Origin of the sequence: Bradyrhizobium sp. CSS354, from assembly GCF_029051725.1 — a bacterium.
Lineage (GTDB): Bacteria > Pseudomonadota > Alphaproteobacteria > Rhizobiales > Xanthobacteraceae > Bradyrhizobium.
In genome coordinates this window covers 144,489-161,295 of sequence record NZ_JAACFU010000009.1, presented here as the reverse complement: position 1 = coordinate 161,295, position 16,807 = coordinate 144,489, and the positions used below count along the sequence as shown (strand labels likewise).

General features: G+C 64.1%; 18 protein-coding genes. 12 read left to right on the top strand and 6 right to left on the bottom strand.

The features are described from left to right. Positions 1 to 39 precede the first annotated feature (39 nt). The 6 genes from GWG67_RS22875 to GWG67_RS22850 all read left to right on the top strand — a co-directional run bounded on the left by GWG67_RS22875 (position 40) and on the right by GWG67_RS22850 (position 5,075). Positions 40 to 1,017, top strand: coding sequence for a small ribosomal subunit Rsm22 family protein (locus GWG67_RS22875; RefSeq protein ID WP_275171554.1), 978 nt, complete (start codon positions 40 to 42; stop codon positions 1,015 to 1,017). Positions 1,018 to 1,155: 138 nt separating this feature from the next. After that, positions 1,156 to 1,716, top strand: a complete 561-nt coding sequence (locus tag GWG67_RS22870) for a LemA family protein (RefSeq protein ID WP_007595027.1) — start codon at positions 1,156 to 1,158, stop codon at positions 1,714 to 1,716. A gap of 32 nt (positions 1,717 to 1,748) precedes the next feature. Next, a complete protein-coding gene (locus tag GWG67_RS22865) occupies positions 1,749 to 2,960 on the top strand; it encodes a M48 family metallopeptidase (protein ID WP_275171552.1) in 1,212 nt (403 codons plus the stop codon). A 216-nt stretch (positions 2,961 to 3,176) separates the two neighbouring features. Then, complete coding sequence (locus GWG67_RS22860; RefSeq protein ID WP_126260459.1) at positions 3,177 to 3,929, top strand: hypothetical protein; 753 nt, start codon at positions 3,177 to 3,179, stop codon at positions 3,927 to 3,929. A gap of 60 nt (positions 3,930 to 3,989) precedes the next feature. After that, positions 3,990 to 4,658, top strand: coding sequence for a hypothetical protein (locus GWG67_RS22855; protein WP_275171550.1), 669 nt, complete (start codon positions 3,990 to 3,992; stop codon positions 4,656 to 4,658). A gap of 84 nt (positions 4,659 to 4,742) precedes the next feature. Next, a complete protein-coding gene (locus tag GWG67_RS22850) occupies positions 4,743 to 5,075 on the top strand; it encodes a GIY-YIG nuclease family protein (protein ID WP_275171548.1) in 333 nt (110 codons plus the stop codon). Positions 5,076 to 5,100: 25 nt separating this feature from the next. Here GWG67_RS22850 and GWG67_RS22845 read toward each other — a convergent pair whose 3' ends face one another. The 6 genes from GWG67_RS22845 to petA all read right to left on the bottom strand — a co-directional run bounded on the left by GWG67_RS22845 (position 5,101) and on the right by petA (position 12,809). Continuing rightward, the gene (locus tag GWG67_RS22845) at positions 5,101 to 5,640 is read right to left on the bottom strand and encodes an adenine phosphoribosyltransferase (RefSeq protein WP_007595035.1); all 540 of its coding nucleotides are present in this window, start codon (positions 5,638 to 5,640) and stop codon (positions 5,101 to 5,103) included. Positions 5,641 to 5,648: 8 nt separating this feature from the next. Beyond that, the gene (locus GWG67_RS22840; RefSeq protein WP_275171547.1) at positions 5,649 to 7,814 is read right to left on the bottom strand and encodes an anthranilate synthase component I; all 2,166 of its coding nucleotides are present in this window, start codon (positions 7,812 to 7,814) and stop codon (positions 5,649 to 5,651) included. Between the two features lie 249 nt (positions 7,815 to 8,063). After that, positions 8,064 to 9,233, bottom strand: a complete 1,170-nt coding sequence (locus GWG67_RS22835) for a DUF4375 domain-containing protein (protein ID WP_275171545.1) — start codon at positions 9,231 to 9,233, stop codon at positions 8,064 to 8,066. A 92-nt stretch (positions 9,234 to 9,325) separates the two neighbouring features. After that, a complete protein-coding gene (locus GWG67_RS22830; RefSeq protein ID WP_275171543.1) occupies positions 9,326 to 10,000 on the bottom strand; it encodes a dienelactone hydrolase family protein in 675 nt (224 codons plus the stop codon). A gap of 143 nt (positions 10,001 to 10,143) precedes the next feature. Then, positions 10,144 to 12,216: a cytochrome b/c1 gene (gene fbcH, locus GWG67_RS22825; RefSeq protein WP_275171541.1), complete on the bottom strand. Its 2,073-nt coding sequence runs from the start codon at positions 12,214 to 12,216 to the stop codon at positions 10,144 to 10,146. Between the two features lie 62 nt (positions 12,217 to 12,278). Continuing rightward, a complete protein-coding gene (petA, locus tag GWG67_RS22820; RefSeq protein WP_026232845.1) occupies positions 12,279 to 12,809 on the bottom strand; it encodes a ubiquinol-cytochrome c reductase iron-sulfur subunit in 531 nt (176 codons plus the stop codon). Between the two features lie 278 nt (positions 12,810 to 13,087). On the opposite strand from petA, the gene GWG67_RS22815 reads away from it, so the two are divergent. The 6 genes from GWG67_RS22815 (at position 13,088) to GWG67_RS22790 (ending at position 16,803) form a co-directional block, all read left to right on the top strand. Then, a complete protein-coding gene (locus GWG67_RS22815) occupies positions 13,088 to 13,546 on the top strand; it encodes a tRNA (cytidine(34)-2'-O)-methyltransferase (protein ID WP_275171540.1) in 459 nt (152 codons plus the stop codon). A gap of 19 nt (positions 13,547 to 13,565) precedes the next feature. Next, the gene (gene queE, locus GWG67_RS22810; protein ID WP_275171538.1) at positions 13,566 to 14,198 is read left to right on the top strand and encodes a 7-carboxy-7-deazaguanine synthase; all 633 of its coding nucleotides are present in this window, start codon (positions 13,566 to 13,568) and stop codon (positions 14,196 to 14,198) included. A gap of 17 nt (positions 14,199 to 14,215) precedes the next feature. Beyond that, the gene (locus tag GWG67_RS22805) at positions 14,216 to 14,581 is read left to right on the top strand and encodes a 6-carboxytetrahydropterin synthase (protein WP_204514105.1); all 366 of its coding nucleotides are present in this window, start codon (positions 14,216 to 14,218) and stop codon (positions 14,579 to 14,581) included. Between the two features lie 3 nt (positions 14,582 to 14,584). Further along, positions 14,585 to 15,484: an oxygen-dependent coproporphyrinogen oxidase gene (gene hemF / locus GWG67_RS22800; protein WP_275171537.1), complete on the top strand. Its 900-nt coding sequence runs from the start codon at positions 14,585 to 14,587 to the stop codon at positions 15,482 to 15,484. Further along, positions 15,481 to 16,227: an HAD family hydrolase gene (locus GWG67_RS22795; protein ID WP_275171535.1), complete on the top strand. Its 747-nt coding sequence runs from the start codon at positions 15,481 to 15,483 to the stop codon at positions 16,225 to 16,227. The genes hemF and GWG67_RS22795 overlap by 4 nt, the downstream gene beginning before the upstream one ends. Positions 16,228 to 16,599: 372 nt before the next feature. After that, positions 16,600 to 16,803, top strand: coding sequence for a YodC family protein (locus tag GWG67_RS22790; RefSeq protein WP_027516401.1), 204 nt, complete (start codon positions 16,600 to 16,602; stop codon positions 16,801 to 16,803). The last annotated feature ends 4 nt before the right edge of the window (positions 16,804 to 16,807 follow it).

Sequence of the window (16,807 nt, the reverse complement as noted above, 5' to 3'; positions counted from 1 at the left end):
GTTCGCGCTACACGCGCCCCGGAATGACGACGAATTAAGATGATCTCGCCCACGCTTCCCGCTGAGCTAAAGGCGGCCCTCGACGGCAAGCTCCAGGGGTTCTCGCGCACCGACGCTGCGCAGCGATCGCAGAAAATCTCGACCAGCTATCGCGCAGGCGGCGGCTCCGGCACGATCAAGTCGGAGGCCGACGCGCTCGCCTATGCGCTCACACGCATGCCGGCAACCTACGCGGCGGTGGCGGCGAGCCTGAATGCGCTGACCGAGATCGCGCCGGACCTCGCTCCGGAAACGCTGCTCGACGTCGGCGCTGGTCCGGGCACCGCGAGCTGGGCCGCGGCGGAGGCGTTCTCCTCGCTGCAGGATTTCACCCTGCTCGATGCCAACGGCACGCTCAGCCGTCTCGCGCTCGAACTGGCGCGCGACAGCACCCGTCTGGCGGATTGCCGCTATCTGCCGGGCGATGCCGGCGCGAACCTCGCCGAGGTCTCGCAAGCCGATCTCGTCGTCGCGAGTTATGTCATCGGCGAGCTCAGTGAAGGCGATCAACGCAAGCTCGCGGAAACGATGTGGGCGAAAGCGCGCCACGCGCTGGTCGTGATCGAGCCCGGTACGCCCGCCGGCTACGGCCGCATCCTCGCGTTGCGCCAGCAACTGATCGCGGCCGGCGCCTATGTCGCCGCACCCTGCCCGCACGAAAAGCCATGTCCGCTGGCGACGCCGGACTGGTGCCATTTCTCCCAGCGCCTGCCGCGCTCGCAGGCTCACCGCCAGATCAAGGGCGCCGAGGTGCCGTTCGAGGACGAGCGATTCATCTACGTGGCGCTGACCCGTACGCCGCCCGCAACCCGCGGCGCGCGCGTGCTGGCGCCGCCGGACGTCAGCAAGGCCGAGATCACAGCAAAGCTCTGTACGGAGCAAAGCGTCGAACTCGCCAGGATCCCGCGCCGCGACAAGGCCGCCTATGCAAGCGCCCGCCGCTGGCGCTGGGGCGATACCGTCCTCTCCAAAAGTTAACCTCCTCCGGCGCTTTCGCCTTGAACTCGGATAGTCCCTCATCCGACCAAATCCTACCTCCCTTCTGCGCCGGGGCTCTCGCTCCGCGCCAATTTGGTCTAGGCTGCGCCCGCCTTCTTCCCCCTGCAGGAGTTCTCGATGTCGACCGGCTGGATCGTCCTCGGCGTTATCGTCGTCCTCGTGTTCTTTGCCTTCGCCGCCTACAACCGGCTGGTGGCGCTGGGCCAGCGCGTCGGCCAGGCCTTTGCCGACATCGACGTGCAGCTCAAGCAGCGCCACGACCTGATCCCGAACCTTGTCGAGACCGTGAAGGGCTACGCATCGCATGAGCGCGGCACGCTCGACGACGTCATCAAGGCGCGCAATTCGGCGATGTCGGCGCAGGGACCGGCGCAGGTGTCCGCGGCCGAGAACCAGCTCTCGGGCGCGCTCGGCCGGCTGATTGCGCTGTCGGAGGCCTATCCCGACCTCAAGGCCAACGCCAATTTCCAGCAACTCGCCAGCGAGCTGTCCGACCTCGAGAACAAGATCGCGGCCAGCCGCCGCTTCTTCAACAGCGCGGTCCAGGAATACAACACCGGCATCCAGCAGATGCCGGCCGCCTTGTTCGCCGGCATGTTCGGCTTCACCAAAAAGGACTTCTTCGATCTCGGTGCCAGCCGCTCCGAGGTCGAAGCCACGCCGCAGGTGAAGTTCTGAGTTGAGCCGATAGGCCGGCAGGGCATCGCGTCATGGCCGCGTATGGTCTCTACACGCACATCGCCTCGAACAAGTTTCGTTCGATGCTCCTGCTCGCCGGCCTGTTCGCGCTGGTCTATGTGCTGGTCTACGCCGGCGCGCTGATCGCCGAAGTCGTCATCAACGGCGACGAGACTGTCGTCCATTATCTGAGACGCGCCTTCTATGACCTGAAAGTCGCCGCACCGGTTGCGACCCTCGTGGCAGCGGCCTGGATCGCGATCGCTTATTTCTTCCACCAGTCGATGATCGATGCGGTGACCGGCGGCCACGACGTCACCCGGCAGGAGGAGCCGCGGCTCTATAATCTGCTCGAAAATCTCTGCATCTCGCGCGGCATCACGATGCCGAAGCTGAAGATCATGGAGAGCCCGGCGCTGAACGCGTTCGCGACCGGCCTCAACCCGCGGCAATATTCGATCACCGTTACCACCGGTCTCCTCAATGCGCTGAACGACAACGAGATCGAGGCCGTGCTGGGCCACGAGCTGACCCACATCAAGAACGGCGACGTGCAGCTCATGGTGGTCGCCGTCATCATCGCAGGCGTGGTCGGCTTCTTCGGCGAACTGTTCTTCCGCCTGTTCACGAATTTCAGCTGGAGCTCCGGCTCCGGCGGCTCGTGGTCGTCAGGCTCCTCCTCGTCGTCACGATCATCCTCGTCGTCGAGTGACAGCAAGAGTTCCGGCGGCGGCGCGGTGATCGTCATCATCATTGCGATCGTGCTGATCGTGGTGGCCTGGCTGTTGTCGCAGGTGGTGAAGCTCGCGCTGTCGCGCTCGCGGGAATATCTCGCGGACGCGGGCTCCGTCGAGTTGACGAAAAACCCGGACGCCATGATCTCGGCCCTGCGCAAGATCGAGAACCGCGGCGAGCTGCCGGGCGCAACCTCGGCGGTGATGGAGCTCTGCGTCGACAATCCGCGCGAGGGTTTTGCCGATTTGTTCGCGACCCACCCCTCGGTGCAGTCCCGGGTCGACGCGCTGGTCAAGTTCGCCGGCGGCCATGATCCTGGCCCGCTGCCGTCTCCCGCCGACGAGGCCGAGGAGCCAGACACGCAAGCCGATCGGCAGGACACCCCACCGCCGCTGCGTCAGGGTCCCTGGAACGACGCCAGCGGCGCGACCAGTCCGCCGCCCGTGCCCGCACCCAGCCCCGCCGGAACCGCCACCAGCAACCCGATAGGTCCTTGGGGCCGCCATTGAGCGTGATTTGACGCCACGCGCGGCATGCATCGTCGCGATTGGGAAAAACCTCGGGAATTGCCGTAACTGGGCCCCGCGGAATTGAATTCTCCCTTGTTTCTGCCATGTTCGCGCCCAACAGCAGGCATGGGACATCCTCGGGACATCCTTGGGACATCGATTTGGGGCCCGGCCGATTGCGACTTCGCGATCGGGGGCGCGCGTTAGGGGACAGCAATGGCAAAGCCGGCAGTGGTTGTGGTGGGCGCGGACAAGGGCGGGGTCGGCAAGACCACGGTGTCGCGGACCTTGCTCGATTATTTTTCCGCCAACAACGTGCCGACGCGCGCCTTCGACACCGAGTCGCCGCGCGGAACCCTGAAGCGCTTCCACCCTGACATCACCGAGATCGTCGACATGACGACGACGTCGGATCAGATGAAGATCTTCGATACGCTCAACGCGACGAGCCCGTCGGTCACCGTGATCGACGTCCGCGCCGGCCTGCTGTCGCCGGCGCTGGCCTCCTTGCGCGACATCGGTTTCCTCGACGCCGCCAAGGCCGGCCAGATCACTTTTGCCGTGTTCCACATCCTCGGCCCCTCGATCGCCTCTCTGGACGAAATCGCCGAGACCGCAGGCTTCATGACCGGCGCCAAATACTTCCTGGTGAAGAACTTCATCAACGACACGCAGTTCTTCCAGTGGGACCAGGCGACCTATAATTCCTACTTCCACCGCATCAAGGATGCGACCGAGCTGACCATCCCCAAGCTCAACGAAATGGCCTATGAGCAGGTCGAGGTGTCCTCCGTCCCGTTCCTGAAATTCGTCGCCAACAAGGGCATCAACGACGAGGCCGCGAACTATTCGTTCGTGCTGCGCGGCTATGTCCGGCATTGGTTGGCGAACGTCTGGAGCGAATTCGACCGGATCCGGCTGACCGACATCGTCGGCTCCAAGCCCGTCAGCCGCAACAGCGAAAAATAGTTGCGCAAGCCGGGCGGATACGGCTGGATTGGTCGCCGAGTTCGACTGATATAGCTATCGATGCCCGCGACGCCCCTCTACATCATTTGCTCGCCCCGCCCGCAGGTCGGCAAGACCCTGCTGGCGCGGCTTTTGAGCGAATTTTTGCTGCTCAAGAACGGCAACGTCGTGGCCTTCGACGTCAACCTGAAGGAGCCGTCGCTGCTCGACTATCTGCCGAAGATCACGGAGACAGCCGATGTGATCGACACCTATGGCAAGATGCAGCTGATGGATCGCGTCATCGTCGATGACGGGGTGGCCAAGGTGATCGACCTCGGCTTCCACGCCTTTGACGAGTTCTTCAAGATGACCGAGGAGATCGGCCTGTTGAAAGAGGCGGCGCGCCGCCACGTCGCGCCGATGATCCTGTTCGTCGCCGACACCGACCGCGTCTCGGCCCGCGCGCACGAGACGCTGCGCGAACAGATCCCGCGCATCAACCTGATCACGGTGGACAACGAGCACGTCGTGCGCGGCGAGCTGCCGGCCGCGATGGCCGGCGGCCGGCTGCTGCGCCTGCCGGCGCTGCCCGGCTTCCTCAAGACCTATATCGGCCGCCTGAATTTTTCCTTCACCGGCTATCTGCGCCAGGAGAAGGATGCCTCGACCGAGCTGCATCAGTGGACCCGGCGCAATTACCTCGCCTTCCGCGAGCTCGAGCTCAGCCTGATCCTGCAACGGTCCTGAATATTTTACCCGGATAATATTGACGCCGAGCGGTCCTGCGGTCACTGAGTCCACGCACCAGCGTTCCTCAGCAAGGACCTCACCGTGACCATCGACCGGAAAGCAGCGATCGCCGCCTACAAGGAGCGGAAGACCGTTGCAGGCATTTACGTCGTCCGCTGCGCGGCCTCGGGCGAGGCCTGGGTCGGCCAAGCCCCGAACCTCGACACAATCCAGAACCGCATCTGGTTCTCGCTGCGCCAGGGTAGCCACACCTGCCGTAGCCTCCAGGATGCGTGGAACACGCATGGCGAGGCAGGCCTGACGTTTGGTGAATGTGAGCGTCTGGAGGATGAGGAGACCGCCTATGTCAGGAATGCGCTGCTCAAAGAGCGCATGCTGCATTGGCTGTCGGAGCTGAAGGCGGAGCCGATCTGAACGTCGCCAGCGGCGCCGTTGCCGCTCAGTGCCCCTCGAACGTCATCAGCGTGCGCACCGGCACGTCCATCGCGCGCAGCTTGGCCGCGCCGCCGAGATCGGGCAGGTCGATGATGAAGCAGGCGGCAACGACATTGGCGCCGATCTGGCGCAGCAATTTCACCGCGCCTTCCGCGGTGCCGCCGGTGGCGATGAGGTCGTCGACCAGGATCACGCGCTCGCCGGGCTGGATGGCGTCGACATGCATCTCCATCTCGTCGATGCCGTATTCGAGAGAGTAAGCGATGCGCACGGTGGTATGCGGCAGCTTGCCCTTTTTCCGGATCGGCACGAAGCCGGCCGAAACCTGGTGCGCCACCGCGCCGCCGATGATGAAGCCGCGCGCCTCCATGCCGGCGACCTTGTCGATCTTGTTGCCGGCCCAGGGATTGACGAGTTCGTCGACCGCGCGGCGGAACGCACGCGCATCTGCGAGCAGCGTGGTGATGTCGCGGAACAAGATCCCGGGTTTCGGGTAGTCCGGGATGGTGCGGACGCTTGCCTTCAGATCGTGGTCAAAAGTCATGGTGCCTCTCAATCAGCGCGCGCATCCAAACGGAACGCGTTCTCGACAATTCGTAAGCCCACCTCGCCGCTCAGCGACATCAGCGATTCCGGATGGAATTGCACGCCGGCGACCGGCAGGGTCTTGTGCTCGAGCGCCATGGCGACGCCGTCCTCGGTGCTGGCGGTGACGGATAGCACCTCCGGCATGCTGGCGCGCTCGACATAGAGCGAATGATAGCGGCCGATCACGATCTCATTCGGCAGATTGCGCATCAGCCGTCCGCCGCGGACCTGCACCCGCGAGGGCCGGCCGTGGGCGGGATGCGTGAGCTGCCCGAGCTCGCCGCCGAAATATTCGCCGATCGCCTGGACGCCGAGGCAGACGCCGAACACCGGCAGCTTGTTCTCCAGCGCCGCGTCGATGGTCTTCCTGATCCCAAAATCCTCAGGCCTGCCAGGGCCGGGCGACAGCACCAGCAAATCCCACCGCTTCTGCTTGAGCATGTCGAGCGCATGCACATGGCGGACCACGGTGACATCGGCGCCGACCTGGCGGAAGTAATCGGCCAGCATATGCACAAAGCTGTCGTCATGGTCGATCAGCAGCACCCGCTTGCCGCTTCCGGTCGCATCGGGCGCAAAGGCCGACAGCGGCTTTGGCGGATCACCGCGCAAGGCCTGGAATAAAGCGGCAGCTTTGACCTGGCATTCGCGGTCCTCGGCGGCGGGATCGGAGTCGAACAAACAGGTGGCGCCGACACGCACTTCCGCGAGGCCCTCCTTCATCCGGATCGTGCGGATGGTGAGGCCGGTGTTGATGCTGCCGTCGAAATTCACCGCCCCGATGGCGCCGGCATACCAGCGGCGCGGCGAGCGCTCGTGATCCTCGACGAACTGCATCGCCCAGAGTTTTGGTGCGCCGGTGACGGTGACGGCCCAGGCGTGGGTGAGGAACGCGTCGAGCGCATCGAAGCCGGGGCGCAGCATGCCTTCGACATGGTCGACGGTGTGGAAGAGTTTTGAATAGGTCTCGATCTGCCGACGCGCCAGCACCTTGATCGTGCCGGGAACGCAGACGCGCGCCTTGTCGTTGCGATCGACGTCCGTGCACATGTTGAGCTCGAACTCGTCCTTTTCGGAGTTCAGGAGCTGGCGGATCTGCTCAGCATCGCCGATCGCATCGGTACCCCGCGCGATCGTGCCCGAGATCGGGCAGGTCTCGACCCGGCGTCCGTCCGAGCGCACGAACATTTCCGGAGAGGCCGAGACGAGAAATTCGCCCTCGCCAAGATTCATCAGCGCGCCGTACGGCGACGGGTTGATGACGCAGAGCCGCTGGAACACTTCGGCCGGCGAGCGGTCGCAGGGCTCGGCGAAGAGCTGCCCCGGCACCGCCTCGAACAGATCGCCGCGTGCAAAGGCAGCGCGCGCGGTCTCGACCGTGGCCTGATATTCGCCGGGCGCGTGATCGGCAAAACCCTGGCGCGGCGTCTTGAGGTATGGGCTCTCGGCGGTCTCGTGCGGCAGGCCCGCGGTGGACTTGCCCTTCCACGCGAAATCGTAAGTGAGCACGACGCCGCGGCCGGTGGCGCGGTCATAGGCCAGCAGGCGGTCGGGGACGTAGAGCACGATGTCGCGCTGGTCGCTCTCTCGCGCGCGCTTCTGCACGAGGTCCTCGATCTGGAACACGAGGTCGTAGGCGAAGGCGCCGAACAGGCCGAGCGACCCGTCGTCATTGGCGGAGAAAGCGGCGACGAGATCGCGCACCAGCGACATCACGCTGGCGCGCCGCGTGCGCTGGTCTTCGTCGATCGGGGCTTCGCCGCGGATGATATGACCGGCAAGGCGCGTGGGCGTTGTCTCGGAGATCACGACGCAGGGCTCGCGCAAGACGTCAGTCAGGAAGGCGATCAGCACCTCCCCGCGCGCGTTCAGCGCTTCCAGCTTGAAATTGACGCCAGTGGTCTCGAGCTTGAGCGGCGGATCGGAGAAGCCGAGGTCAAAACTCTCGTAGCGGCCGGGCACGGTCGTACCCGACGACAGCACCACGCCGCGGCGGCGGTCGAGCAGGCTGACGAGATCGTCCAGCCGGTTGGCGCCGCCGGAAAACTGTTCCGCCACGCGCGTGATCGCGAGGCCCGCGCGGGTCACATAGTCGCTTCGAGCCGGAAGGGCAAAGACGGTCCTGTTCATGGGGTCCTCTTACGAAACTTGTCGAGGGAACGCCACACAGGACAAACGATCAGGCCGCCGCACTGCGTGGGCGACCTCAGACGATTTTGGGAGAATAAATCGCACCGGCCACCTCTCAGGAGGTGCGCCACCAAAGACGGGATGGGCGGACGGCGGTGCTCATGGGCGGATACTCATCATGGCGCGGGAACGGCGTCAAGAGCCGCTGGGCAGGCTCGACCGGCAAAATGGCGCAAATCGCAACGAGGATTATCGCCGGTCTTGCAGGCTGGCGTGCCCCACGGCCGCGTCTGCGGCATGACGCTCGATTTCGTCTCGCATGACCGTGAGCACGAGCTCGCCGTCAGATCCGATGACCTGGGCGCGATCGCCAAAGGTTTCGACTAAAACGCTGGTCTCTCCTGTGACCGCACACCAAGTGGCTCGATCGTCGTTCACGCTCAAGGCCGTGATCGCCGCGGCGGGATCCAGACCCAACTTCCGCAACAGCAGGTCGGTCGCTTCGGCCGCAAAGTTCTGCTCGGCAATTCTCAAGAAATTCTGGATCGTGTCAGTCCCGACAGTCGACAGCCGCGCGCCCACTATCGTAGGGGGCGTCGCAAGTTCATAAAGTCGTCCACCCGCCTCGTCAAAGACGCATAGCCGCGAGCCCTTGTTGGTCCTTACGCCGAACGCCGTGCATTGCTGCCCCTCCACATCCGTGTCGAATCCTGGAAGCACCATGACCTTGAGCTCTGGGTCAGGCCTCACCGCCCCGCAGGCCGCCGCGACCGTGATCTGCAAGTCGTCAGTCATCTGGAAGCTGATGTGGCGAACGCTTTGCCAGATCCGGCGGTGGGACAGATGCGGGTTAAGCTGCGCAAGCCGCTCGATTTCAGAAGAATATTGCTCCTGCGCGACGGCGTGCAATTCGGGCCAGCTCGCGATCCATCGGGCCGCGCGTGGCGTCATCGGTTGAAGTCGCTCGGCCGCATAGAAGCGATCGTCAAGCGCATTGAGCTCCGCGGCGCGATTTTCGAACCCGTTCTGTAGCGCAGCCTCGCCGGGATGTGCCTCTACCCAGGCGATCATCTCCTGCAAGATCTGGTGTTGCGCGTTCGCTCCCATGGCCTTCAGTCCAGCGAGCGCATCGCCGGATGTCGTCGGAAGCATCGCGATGCCCGTATTACCGATGAACTGGCTGTGACCGCCGTTGTCGACCTGAGTGAGATAGTAGTCGGCGTGATAGGCTTGCATGGCCGGTGCGGGCAGCTCACGTCGCGTGTAGACGCCGGCGCGTTGAATTGCGTTGACGTAGTCGACCACAGCGCCAGTCAGATATTCGGCTTTCTCGGGGTCCCGAGCCGCTTCCAGCGCTTCGCGGGGCACCACAGCCTTGGTCAAGCGGCCGTCCACAATCGTGCTCTCCTGCAGTCGCATGGCGAACGCCCTGCGACTGCAGCCTATGATTGCAGTGATCGATTTTCAATCGTGATGCGGCGATAGCGTCGATCGCGGCGCGCCGCCGCTCCCTAGGCCAGATGCTTGCGGAAAAACTCCGTCGCCCTGCCCCAGGCGAGCTCGGCGGCTTCGCGGTCGTGGACGGCCTGGCGTTGCTCGTTGACGAAGGCGTGCTCGGCGTCATAGCGGAACAGCTCCAGCGACTTGCCGGCGGTCTTCATGGCCTTTTCGAAGCCGTTGACCAGTTCCGGCGTGCACCAATCGTCCTTGTTGGCGAAATGGGCCTGGAGCGGGATCTTGACGTCGGCGGGCTTGGCTGCCTGCTCGGGTGGAATGCCGTAGAACACCACGCCGGCCGCGAGCTCCGGCACATGCACCGCGCCGATGATGGTGACGGCGCCACCGAGGCAGAAGCCGGTCAGGCCGACCTTGGCGCCGTTGCGTGACAGATATTGCGTGGCGCCGCGCACGGTCTGCGTGGTGGCGTCCATGAAATCGAGCGAGTTCATCTCTTTGCCGGCCGCGTCCGTGTCGTGATACGGCACCACCTTGCCCTTGTAGAGATCGGGCGCCAGCGCATCGAAACCGGCGAGCGCGAAGCGGTCGCACAGGCCCTTGATCTGGTCCGACAGGCCCCACCATTCCTGGATGACCACCACGCCCGGCGCGTTGCCGCGCGCGGCATTGGCGAGATAGCCCGATGCGTCCTTGCCGTCCGGGCGCTTGAAGGTGATGGCGGTTCCCATGGTGTCCTCCGACGAGTTTTTGGGGAGCGTTGGCGGCATTTTGGCGTTTGAGCGGACGATAGGCAATCGCGCCTGACAACACACTCTCGTGCCCAACAAAAAAGCCCCCTCGCGGGGGCCTCTTCATTCTCGCCTCGGGCCGCTCAGTGCGAGTCAGCCCAGACCTTCTTTTTGGTGAAGTACATCAGGCCGGCGAAGATGATCAGGAAGATGAACACCTGGAAACCGAGGCGCTTGCGCGCTTCCATGTGGGGTTCGGCGGTCCACATCAGGAACGTGGTGACGTCCTTGGAATATTGCGCAATCGTGGTCGGCGAGCCGTCGTCATAGGTCACCTGGCCGTCGCTGAGCGGCTTCGGCATCTTGATGGCGTGGCCCGGGAAGTACTTGTTGTAGTAGGAGCCCTCGGGGAGGGTCACGCCTTCGGGCGCCTTGTCCTCAAAGCCCTGGAGCAACGCCGAGACGTAGTCCGGGCCCTGCTCCTGATACTGGGTGAAGAAGTCGACGATGAACATCGGGAAGCCGCGACCGTAGGAACGCGCCTTGGTGATCAGCGACAGATCCGGCGGCGCCGCGCCACCATTCGCCGCACGCGCGGCCTGCTCGTTCGGGAATGGCGAGGGGAAATAATCCGCCGGCCGGCCCGCGCGTTCGAACATGTCACCCGCATCGTTCGGACCATCCTTGACCTTGTAGTCGGAGGCGAAGGCTGCAGCCTGCGCGACCGAATAGCCGGGACCGCCGGCTTCCGCGAGATTGCGGAAGGCGACGTAGGACAGGCCATGGCAGTTGGCGCAGACTTCCTTGTAAACCTTCAGGCCGCGCTGCAATGCGCCGCGGTCGTATTTGCCGAACGGACCGGCGAACGACCATTTGTTGCCCGGCGGCTTGTCGCTGCCTTCGGAGGCACGCGCGCTGTCGGCGGAGCCCGCAAACAACGCGCCCGCCAGCGCAAGCACGATCGCGCTCGACACCATCGGCGTCGACCTGCTCCCGGTTTTGGCCAGGACGGCATCCGAGATCGAGTTCGGCACCGGCCGCGGCTTCTCGATGCGCGAGAGCAGCGGCAGCACGATCAGGAAGTAGGCGAAGTAGCAGAACGTCAGGACCCGGCCGGCGATCACATAGATGCCTTCCGGCGGCTGCGCGCCGAGATAGCCGAGCAGGATGCAGACCGCGACGAAGATCCAGAAGAACTGCTTGGCCAGCGGACGGTACTTCGACGATTTCGTCCTGGCGGCATCGAGCCAGGGCAGGAAGCACAGGATGATGATCGCCGAGAACATCCCGATCACGCCCGCAAGCTTGTTCGGGATCGAACGCAGGATTGCGTAGAACGGCAGGTAATACCATTCCGGCACGATGTGCGGCGGCGTCACGCCCGGGTTCGCCGGAATGTAATTGTCGGCGTCACCGAGGTAGTTCGGCATGTAGAAGATGAACCAGGCGTAGAGCAGCATGAAGCAGGAGACGCCGAACATGTCCTTGATGGTCGCATGCGGCGTGAACGGAACCGTATCCTTTTCCGTCTTGGGCTCGACGCCATCAGGGTTGTTCTGGCCGGAGACATGCAGCGCCCAGACGTGGAGCACGACGACGCCCGCGATCAGGAACGGCAACAGATAGTGCAGCGAGAAGAAGCGGTTCAGCGTCGGATTGCCGACCGAATAGCCGCCCCACAAGAGCGTCACGATGCTCTCGCCGACATAGGGGATGGCGGAGAACAGATTGGTGATGACGGTGGCGCCCCAGAAGCTCATCTGGCCCCAGGGGAGCACGTAGCCCATGAAGCCGGTCGCCATCATCAGGAGGTAGATGATGACGCCAAGGATCCACAGCACTTCGCGCGGCTCCTTGTAGGAGCCGTAATAGAGGCCGCGCAGCATGTGGACGTAGACGGCGACGAAGAACATCGAGGCGCCGACGGCATGCATGTTGCGCAGCAGCCAGCCGTAATTGACGTCACGAACCAGAAGCTCGACCGACTTGAAGGCGAGGTCGGCATGCGGCGTGTAGTGCATCGCCAGGATCACGCCGGTCAGGATCTGGATCCCCAGCATGAAGGAGAGGATGGCGCCGAAGGTCCACCAATAGTTCAGGTTGCGCGGGGTGGGATAGACCACGAAGGAGGAGTGCATGAGGCCGAGGATCGGCAGACGTCGCTCGATCCATTGCAGGGCCGGATTGCTCGGCTGGTAGTCGGATGGTCCGCTCATGATGCGATCCTGAGGAAATAATACGACGAGACGGCGCGAAGCTTCGGACGAGGGTCCGAAGCTCAGCCGATCTGGATTTTGGTGTCGGAAACGAACTGGTACGGCGGCACCGGCAGGTTCGCGGGCGCGGGCCCCTGGCGGATGCGGCCGGACGAATCGTACTGCGAACCATGGCAGGGGCAGAAGAACCCGTCGTAATTGCCTTCATGGGCGATCGGGATGCAACCGAGATGGGTGCAGATGCCGATCACGACCAGCCACTGCTCATGGCCGGACTTGACCCGGGCCTCGTCGGACTGCGGATCGGGCAGGCTCGCCACGTTGACGGCGCGCGCCTCGTCGATCTGCTTCTTGGTGCGGTGGCTGATGTAAATCGGCTTGCCGCGCCAGAACACCTTGATGTCCTGCCCCTCGGCGACTGGGCTGAGATCGACCTCGATCGGCGCACCGGCGGCGATGGTCGACGCATCAGGATTCATTTGGGAGATAAAGGGCCAGAGCGCAGCTGCGCCCCCTACTGCTGCAGCTGCCCCCGTTGCAACGAATAAGAAATCACGGCGTGTCGGATGGTCCGCCGAAGACGCTGTCGTCACGATTCCAACCCTTTCTTCTTATGCAGCCGGCGGAACCGCTCCAGGAGCCCCCAAGGTCCCCAGAACAGTCTGCCGGCGCCCGCGGCCCCCCGCGGCGGCAGAACTTCACGTGCCCCCACCAAAACAAGGCGAAAACAGCAGTCCAGAATCGTTCTATTGGCACCCTTGCCGGGCGAGCGCAAGCCCGCTATCGGCGCGGGAGCGTGCAATGCACGAATTCCGCGGCCAGCGATGTTTTATTGAGACATTTCCGGCCCGCACCGAACCCGGCAGAGCCCATGCAGATAGCGCTTTTCCAACCCGACATCCCCCAGAACACCGGCACGATTCTCAGGCTCTGCGCTTGCCTGGGCGTGGCCGCCCATATCATCGAACCGGCGGGGTTCCCCGTCTCCGACCGGCATTTCCGCCGGGCGGGAATGGATTACCTCGATCAGGTCAGCATCGTCAGGCACGACTCCTGGTCGAAATTCGAGCAATGGCGTGCGGCGCAGGGGGCCCGCCTGCTGCTGTTCACCACCAAGGGGGCGACCGACTACCGCGATTTCCGTTACCAGACGGCGGACATCCTGCTATTCGGGCGCGAGAGCGCCGGCGTCACCGAGGCGGTGGTCGACGCCGCGGACGCGCGGCTGGTGATCCCGATCGCTCCGGGGCTGCGGTCGCTCAATGTCGCCATGACCGCGGCGATGGCCGCAGGCGAAGCGCTGCGGCAGCTCCGGAACCCGCAAGTTTGATAATGTTGAGGAGAGACGGTTGAGTTACGCGGTCAAGGAAATCTTCCTGACACTGCAAGGCGAAGGCGCCCATGCCGGGCGCGCGTCCGTATTTTGCCGTTTTGCCGGCTGCAACCTCTGGAGCGGGCGCGAGGCGGACCGCAGCGAGGCCACCTGCAAATTCTGCGACACCGATTTCGTCGGCACCGACGGCACGCTCGGCGGGCGCTATGCCTCGGCCGCGGAACTCGCCGGCGCCATCGCGGCGCAATGGACGGCCTCCACCGACAACCGTTACGTGGTGCTCACCGGCGGCGAGCCGCTGCTCCAGGTCGATACCGCGCTGGTCGACGCGCTCCATGCACGCGGCTTCGAGATTGGGGTCGAGACCAACGGCACCATCGCCGCGCCCGAGGGGCTCGACTGGATCTGCGTCAGCCCGAAGGGCGGCAGCGATCTGGTGATCCGGCGCGGCCACGAGCTGAAGCTGGTCTATCCGCAGCCGCTCGCCATGCCGGAGGCCTTCGCGGATCTCGCCTTCGAGCGCTTCTCGCTGCAGCCAATGGACGGGCCCGAGGTCGCCCAAAACACCGCGGGCGCCATCGACTATTGCCTCAATCATCCGCAATGGCGGCTCAGCGTGCAGACGCATAAATCGCTCGGTATCAGATAGGATTGGTTTTCGAACAGATGTGGGAATTGACGAAATCGTTTCGCTTCGAGGCGGCGCACTCATTGTCGGGAACGACGTTCGGCGCGGCCAGCGAAGAGATCCACGGCCACTCCTTTCGCGCCGAGGTGACGCTGCGCGGCACGCCCGATCCCAAAACCGGCATGGTGGTCGATCTCGGCCTGGTCCAGCGCGCCATCGAGGACGTGCGCATGACGCTTGACCACAAGTACCTCAACAAGATCGAGGCGCTGGGCACACCGACGCTGGAAAACCTCTCGCGCTTCGTCTGGGAGCGGCTGGCGCCTATCGGCAAGCTCACCCGCGTCAGCATCCACCGCGACAGTTGCAACGAGAGCTGCACCTATTACGGTCCGCAGGGTTAGAGAATGACATCAACATTGGACCCGAGCCTGATCGAAGACCGCAAGACGCGCGCACGCGCCTGGTTCGAAGCGCTGCGCGACGACATCTGCGCGAGCTTGGAGCGGCTGGAGGACGATGCCCCGCCAGGCCTTTATTCGGGCGAGCCGGGCCGCTTCAAACGCACGCCGTGGCAGCGCACCGATCATACCGGCGCGGCCGGCGGCGGCGGCGTGATGTCGATGATGTCAGGCCGCCTGTTTGAGAAGGTCGGCGTGCATTGCTCCACCGTGCACGGCGAATTCGCGCCCGAGTTTCGCGCGCAGATTCCCGGTGCGGCGGAGGACCCGAAGTTCTGGGCCTCCGGCATCTCGCTGATCGCGCATCTGCGCAATCCGCACGTGCCGGCGGTGCACATGAACACGCGCTTCGTCGTCACCACAAAAGCCTGGTTCGGCGGCGGCGCCGATCTCACGCCGGTGCTCGACCGCCGCCGCACGCAGGACGATGCCGACAGCATCGCCTTCCACGCCGCAATGAAACAGGCCTGCACGCAACCGAACGGCATCGCCGATTACGACAAGTACAAGAAGTGGTGCGACGAGTATTTCCACCTGCCGCATCGCAAAGAGGCGCGCGGCATCGGCGGCATCTTCTACGACTGGCACGATAGCGGCGACTGGGACGCCGACCTCGCCTTCACCCGGGACGTGGGCCGCGCCTTCCTGAAGATCTACCCCGACATCGTGCGGCGCAATTTCGCGACAAGCTGGACCGCGGAGGATCGCGAAGAGCAATTGGTCCGGCGCGGGCGCTATGTCGAGTTCAACCTGCTCTACGATCGCGGCACCATCTTCGGTCTCAAGACCGGCGGCAATGTGGATTCGATCCTGTCGTCGCTGCCGCCGGAGGTGAAGTGGCCATGACGACGATGAAGCCCGCAATGAAGCCGCTGCCGCGCGCCATGCTGATCGACATGGACGACACCATCCTGTCGGCCTATGGCCGGCCCGAGATCGCCTGGAACACGATCGCGGCGGAGTTCGCCGAGGAGCTCGCGCCGCTGCCGCCGCAACTGGTCGCAACCACGGTGCTCGCTTTCGCGAAAAACTTCTGGGCCAATGCGGACGCCTCGTGGCGGATGAAGCTCGCCGAGGCCCGGCATCTCACCGTCAAGGGTGGCTTCGCCACGCTCGCGGCCGCCGGTCATCGCGCACTATCAGACGACCTCGCCATTCGCCTCGCCGACCGCTTCACAAGCTATCGCGAGGAGGAGATGTTCGTCTTCCCGGGCGCGCATGACGCCATCGACAGGCTCAAGACGCTCGGCATCAAGCTCGCGCTGGTGACCAACGGCGCCGCCGACACCCAGCGCGCCAAGGTCGAGCGGTTCGAGCTGGCGCACCGTTTCCACCACATCCAGATCGAGGGCGAGCACGGTTTCGGCAAGCCCGAGGAGCGCGCCTATCTGCATGCGATGGACGCGCTCGGCGTCACCGCCGAGGATACCTGGATGATCGGCGACAATCTGGAATGGGAAGTCGTGACTCCGCAGCGTCTCGGCATCTACTCGATCTGGATCGACGTGCATGGCGACGGCCTGCCCGAGGGCTCGATCGTCAAGCCCGACCGCATCATCCGCTCGCTGACAGAACTGGTGCCGGGCTGACTGCAATCAGGGTGCGCAAACAAAAACTTCGAAAACAACCCCATGCACAGTAGACGGCCGCAGCAAAATCAACGACTTGCGGAAAACGCAAACTGGGGATCTGACGAAATCGGTTGCTCCGTCGGGCAAAACAGGCGCATGGTGTCATCGTCGCGACGCACGGGACGGAAGAGCCCTTGCGCCATCCATCGAACAGGCGCCATTGCCTCTCGTGATGGGATCGCTCCGGCCTAAAGCTCTCTGATCGACGTTTCAGCGGCCCGGCCGGCGCATGCGCGCTACCACAACACATCCACTGACCGAGTAGCCCGTGATCGGCATGTCATGCCGTTTTGCTAGCTTCTCCCGTCATTCAACTCGAAAGGACCATCCATGGAACTAAAAGCCGGCGATATCGTCATGCTGAAATCCGGCGGCCAGCCGCTCACCGTCGCTGACGTGAAGGGCGACGACGTGATCTGTCTCTGGATGGGCGCGGAAGGCGATCTGTTTCGCGAGACGCTGCCGCTCGCGGTGCTCGATCGATTGGAAGAGCTCGACGACGAAGACGAGGATGATGACGAAGACGAAGAGTAAGCGC